Origin of the sequence: Sedimenticola hydrogenitrophicus, from assembly GCF_025175675.1 — a bacterium.
Lineage (GTDB): Bacteria > Pseudomonadota > Gammaproteobacteria > Chromatiales > Chromatiaceae > Sedimenticola > Sedimenticola hydrogenitrophicus.
This window is the reverse complement of sequence record NZ_JANIOA010000079.1, coordinates 1-5,306: the sequence shown is the minus strand read 5'-3', so window position 1 is coordinate 5,306 and position 5,306 is coordinate 1. Positions and strand designations below refer to the sequence as shown.

The window sequence follows — 5,306 nt, the reverse complement described above, 5'->3', positions numbered from 1 at the left end:
AACCAACCAACCAACCAACCAACCAACCAACCAACCAAGCAGCCTGATCGATCCACTCACGCCGGTTGGCTGAACCGCCTGCTGGCGGACAGGCTGCCGAGTGGGCTGGCCGACGGGCTTCGGGACGCCGGCGTCGGCGTCGGCGCCCTTGTCGTGGCCATCGCGCTGTTCCTGATGGCACGGGGTCTGCATCTTTTCCTCACATGGCCAAGGGTGTTGCGCCGGTTGGTTCAGGCGGTGGCCTGGCTCGCACTCCCGGTCGGTCTGCTGTTCCTGGCCAAAAAGTTACCGGGCCTCGCCGGCGTGAGCTGGGGCGCGGTTTTTCTACTCGCGTTGTTTGGGCTCTGGGTGCTGTTCCGGTTGTGGGTGGTTGCTACCCTCGACAGCAGATTGGGTGATGTTGGCCCGGGGAAAGCCCCGGGGAAAGCCCCGGGGCCTACCGGGGATGGTCTGGAAAAGTGGAAGCATGAAGGGCTCTACGCCTTCCAGGCGGAGCTGGCCGAGGCCATCGTCAAGCGCCTGGGTGAGGACGGTAAGCTTCCCGAGGGCCGCATCCTGGCCCTGCGCGGTGATGCCGGCACCGGCAAGACCCTGCTGGCCCGCATCGTCCTCGATGCCTATGCGCGTGACCCCGCCAACAAGGCCATCGTCATCCCCCTGGACATCTGGCAAGCGGGCTCGGCGAAGACGCTGCACGCCTACATCTTCAAGCAGCTGATCGGTCATCCCGAGGTGGTGCGCCAGCTTGATGCCAGGGCTATTGGTCAGGCAGGTTTTTTTCTACTGGGTCAGTCTGTTACCAGACTCCTGAGGCATTTCAACAGCGTCAGGCTTGGCGACTACGAACTGAGCCTGCGTCAACCGCCGCCGCTGACCATGCAGGACCCCCTGACCCGCATTGTCGCGGGCCTGCGGCGCAAGGGCATGCAGGTGATTTTCCTCATGGATGAAATCGACCGTGCGGAACCGGCCGTCGCCCAGGCCGCCACCACCTTTGTCTGCCGCTCTTTAAACCTGCCCGGCGTCAGCACCGTGTTGCCTTATGTGGAGAGCCAAATCCATTACCGGATCTTCAATCCCCTGCTGGCCACCACCCCGGATCTGCTGCACACCATGTTGGGTGTGATCCATCATGAGCGGGACGAATCCATGGATACCATGGTCCGGAGGGGGCTGGACCTGATGAAAGAATTTCCGGCCGGAGAGCCGGGCAGGGACGGGCAGGAGGGCAAGTTCTTGGGGCCTGAACTCGACGAGGCCCTGCGCTTCGGCCTGATCGATTTTTACAGCCGCCAGAAGCCGGATGCTCGGCGCCGGCTGTTGCGGGGATTCGAGGAGAAATATTTCAGCCATTACCTGCGGGTGCCAGAGCTGCGGCTTGAACACCTGGCCGATGTGGCCGAGCGCTATCTCGAACACGAAAGCGACAGCAACGAGGACAGGGCCAATCTGCATACCCGCCTGAAAAGCCTGGCCGCTGATCCGTCTCTGGCCAGGAAAGGGCCCACCCTGCGAACCCTCACCGGCCAGCTCGACGCGCTCTATGCCTGGCCCCGGCCCGAGGAAGCTATGAACGACCTGCAATGGGCGGCCGTCCTGGCACTGTTGGCTTGGCGGGCGGCCTCGTGAGAGAGAAGCCGGACAGGATGGATGATGTGAGTACGACAACCCGGGATAATACCGGCAGCGGTGCCAACCTGAAGGAGGGGCCGACCACCAAGAATCAGCCCCTTCAGGATGTCACCTCGAATCTGGAGAGCAGCGACGAGGCCTTGAGGAGGCTGGTGAGGGAGACCTGGCGCACGGCTAATGGCGCCCGGGAGGCGGTGGCGGAAAGGCGTTTTGTCGATTGGGTGATCGAGCGCTTCGCGTACGACGACCTGTTCGTTGCAAGACCACCCGCTGGTGGCGAGGGTCTGACGGCGGTTCAGACCGGTGATTACGGTGTCGCTCTGTATCGCCTGCGCGAACTGGCCTCGCAAGCCCTCAGCGAGCTCGATCTGCGCGACGACTTCCTCGCCCTCTGGCGACAGGCCCTGAACGCCTTCCGGCAGGAAGGACTGCTGGGCGAACGACTGGTGGATGCCGTCCTGTACCCCATGGCGGTCCTGCCCCTGGCCTGTGGTGACGGTTTGCGCGGTCTGCTCCAGCGCTGCCGCAACGCCCTGTTGTCGGACCCCGCGCGCGGTCTGGCGATAAACTTTTATAAAAGCTGGGCCGGGATCGCGGACCTGGCGGGCAGGGCCGGCGGTACCGTCTGCAGCCAGTTTTCAATTCTGGTCTATGAGGAGGCGATGGCCGATCTCCTGCGCCAGGACACCCTGCCGGCGGAGGCCCCGGCCTATCTCAAGAGCAATATCAACTCCCTGGTGGGGCGGCTGGAACTGCTGAACCGTGTCCGGAAGGATACCTTGAGCCGGGAGCAGGCAGAGCTGCTCAACCGCCTGCACGCCTGCTCGGCGGCCATTCAGGAGAAGGGAGCCTTGCCACGATTGCCGGGTGAGGACCTCTGGGGCCTTGGCGGGGATCCGGAAAAGCGAGCCATATACGCCAAGCTGATCTCGTCCATGTTCAATGTTTCCGGCGCTTGGCGGAGTGGTTGCGGCCAATGGGGCTGGGAGGAGGAAGAGACCTCTTCCCAAAGAGCGCTTTTGCTCCAGGCTGTGGCGGCGGGTTACCGCGCCCTCCTGCAGGAGGAGACGGATCGGGTGACCTCCGTCCTGTTCAACACCGGCGTACGGATGATTAGTGAAGGCTTGTCGGGGGAGGTGCGTGTCCTGGTCAACGGCCTTGGCCTGGCCCTGGCGCTCCTGGACAGCGCCGATATCACTAGGGCCCTGGGTGAGAATGATGGCTTCGATCTGGGCGTTAATCTCTTTGGTGCCCTTACAGAGCTGGATCAGAGGATGCGTCCTCTAGCCGACATTCGCACCCTCAGCTTGGCGCTGCTTCTGTACGGAGGCCATCTGCCAGCCCCGCGCGACGAGGATGGCGTCCGACTCTTCAACTCTCTGAAGGAACTGGGCATTGAGGATATCTCCCATGACCGGGAACCCCGCCAGGAAGAGATGCTGGCGGCGCTTAAAAGCCTCCTTCTCGCCCTGCCCGGTATCACCGATGAACGAAAGGCCACCCTGGAGACATTCTGGCAGGCCGACCCCGAGCAGCGCGCGGTCATCCTCAACACGCTCCTGGTCGGCCTGCTGCGCGATCACATCCCCGAGCCCGAATGGACTGATCACATGAACGCCATCCGCAGCCTGCTGGACCAAGTCGCCGCCCTGGACGGGTTGGCGGAGGCCCGCAGGCTCTTCGATGCCCACCGCGATCAGGGTATTGCGGTGGCGGTCGGTGTACTGACGGCGGAGCAGCGGCAGGCACTGCTGGCGGAGGCCGAGGCGGCGGGTGACGACTTGGTGGGTGGCCTGGCGCGTCTGCAGACGGCGGAGCTGTTCGGTCGATGAAGGCGCAACAATTCCAGGTGTCGGAGTCAAGCCAGTCCCGGTTGGGCGAACTGATCACACGGCAGATGACAAGCCCAGGTGTCAGAGTCAAGCCGCCCCTAGTTGTACGATTAGTTCCAGGAATAGCGAACGGCTTGACTCCGACACCGGTGCACACGACACCGGTGCACAGCACAACGGGCTCCGTCCCCTTGGGGGCGTGGCAACGATGAGCACACGCATCGAATTCTGGAACCGGATGGATAACTATGAGGAGAGTATTATTTCTCTTTATCACCGCCCAGGGACCAGCCAATTACTCCAACGCATTGCGGCTATTGTTACGCCGGAAACAACGGCTGCTGATATAGGGTGCGGACACGGTTACTTTCTGGGCGAACTGGCATCCGCCAAACGTATTCTCGCTGTGGACTACGCGCAGAACAGTATTGATCAGGCGCGCACCAGGGCCCCCCGGCACACTGAGTTTCTGCTGCAGCATCTGGCCGAACTGGCCCTGCCGGAACCGGTCGACCTCGCACTCTGCTTCAGTGCCCTGATGCCGGAAAACCATACCCAGGCTCTGCTCATGCTGGAGCGGCTCACCCATTCCATCAAAGCGGGAGGCACCTTGCTTTTGGTCGTGCCAGCGATGGAGAGCCTGCTCTACGTCATTAACCAGGTGCACTACCATGAAGTTCGGCAAGGTCGGGAAAAGGAGTCCATCAGCCAACGCATGAGTGAGTTCCTCTCCACATTCAACAACCCACTCGGATATGTGCGCAGCAGCAATGGACAGGTAACCAAATACTGGTTGGCGGAAGAGATAGTGAGTCAGCTCCAGCAAGCAGGCCGCACAATGGGACTGGAGCAGTTTAAAGTCCCGGTGACCTGGCGTGATTATGCTGCCGAGGCAGATTGGCAGCAGGCGGTTCAACCGCCATGGTTCTGGGGCTGGCAAATAACCTGCGGGGTCGAATCTTAGGAATTTCAGGTGTCGGAGTCAAACCAGTCCCGGTTGGGTGAACTGATCGCACGGCGGATGACTGGTTTGACTCCGACACCTCAGGTCCAACCACAAATCAACACAACAAGGGGTGACAACATGTCCAGCAAAAAACAACAAAGGGAACTCACGGCACTGTCGATTTTCGATGAATTCAGCCGACAGGAAACCTTGCTTCTCACCGGTGCGGCGTTGGCATTGGGGATGACGGGATCGGTGTATGGCGGAGAGATTCCCACGCATGACAATTGGGAAAGAATTAACAGCGAATACCTGTGTGACTATGGATCTGAGTCACTCTGGGGGCCGGTTCAGACCGTTGCAGCTGAAGATGCGCTGGTGGAAATGCCAGATATTGCCAACAGCGGTGCTTTTTCCTATTCAAAAGAGTTGGGCGTTTGCAGGTCTAGAACAAATGGAACTCAGTTAATGGGTCAATTAAGATACAATGGAGTTCCAATGAATGTTGGTATTGCGAAAATTGATGAAAAAATGCTTGGTGCATATTTGAAAGTTGGTGCTGCAATTGGTGCTGTTGTTCTTCCTGCTGTATTGAGTGGAAGTAGTGCTGGTGGTAGTTCAGGCTCCTCTGGTGGTGGAAATATTTAAATATTAATTTCACAGCATCGAACTTATAACTTCAGGGGTCGGAGTCAAAAATCACTAACCTGTTGATTTAATGTCATTTGCCGAATTCGGTACCGGAGTCATTATGTTGATGTCGCCCGGGTGTCGAATTCAGAATTTTAGGTGTCGGAGTCAAACCAGTCCCGGTTGGGTGGACTGATCGCACGGCGGATGGCCGGTTTGACTCCGACACCTGTGGTTGGCACGACACCTGTGGTTGGCACGACACC

General features: G+C 59.8%; 4 protein-coding genes. All 4 read left to right on the top strand.

From position 1 onward, the window contains the following. A partial coding sequence (locus NPX02_RS20825; protein WP_260295983.1) for a P-loop NTPase fold protein occupies positions 1–1,629 on the top strand: 1,629 nt, incomplete at its 5' end. 26 nt (positions 1,630–1,655) lie between these two features. Next, entirely contained in the window at positions 1,656–3,464 is a 1,809-nt protein-coding gene (locus NPX02_RS20820; RefSeq protein ID WP_260295982.1) for a hypothetical protein, read from the top strand. Positions 3,465–3,672: 208 nt separating this feature from the next. Continuing rightward, positions 3,673–4,428, top strand: coding sequence for a class I SAM-dependent methyltransferase (locus tag NPX02_RS20815; protein WP_260295981.1), 756 nt, complete (start codon positions 3,673–3,675; stop codon positions 4,426–4,428). A gap of 120 nt (positions 4,429–4,548) precedes the next feature. Then, positions 4,549–5,058, top strand: a complete 510-nt coding sequence (locus NPX02_RS20810; RefSeq protein ID WP_260295980.1) for a hypothetical protein — start codon at positions 4,549–4,551, stop codon at positions 5,056–5,058. Positions 5,059–5,306 lie beyond the last annotated feature (248 nt).

What these genes read in the sequence shown, in the direction of transcription:
- NPX02_RS20815 (WP_260295981.1), top strand. Translation starts at nt 3,673, where the DNA reads ATGAGCACACGCATCGAATTCTGGAACCGGATGGATAACTATGAGGAG.
- NPX02_RS20810 (WP_260295980.1), top strand. Translation starts at nt 4,549, where the DNA reads ATGTCCAGCAAAAAACAACAAAGGGAACTCACGGCACTGTCGATTTTC.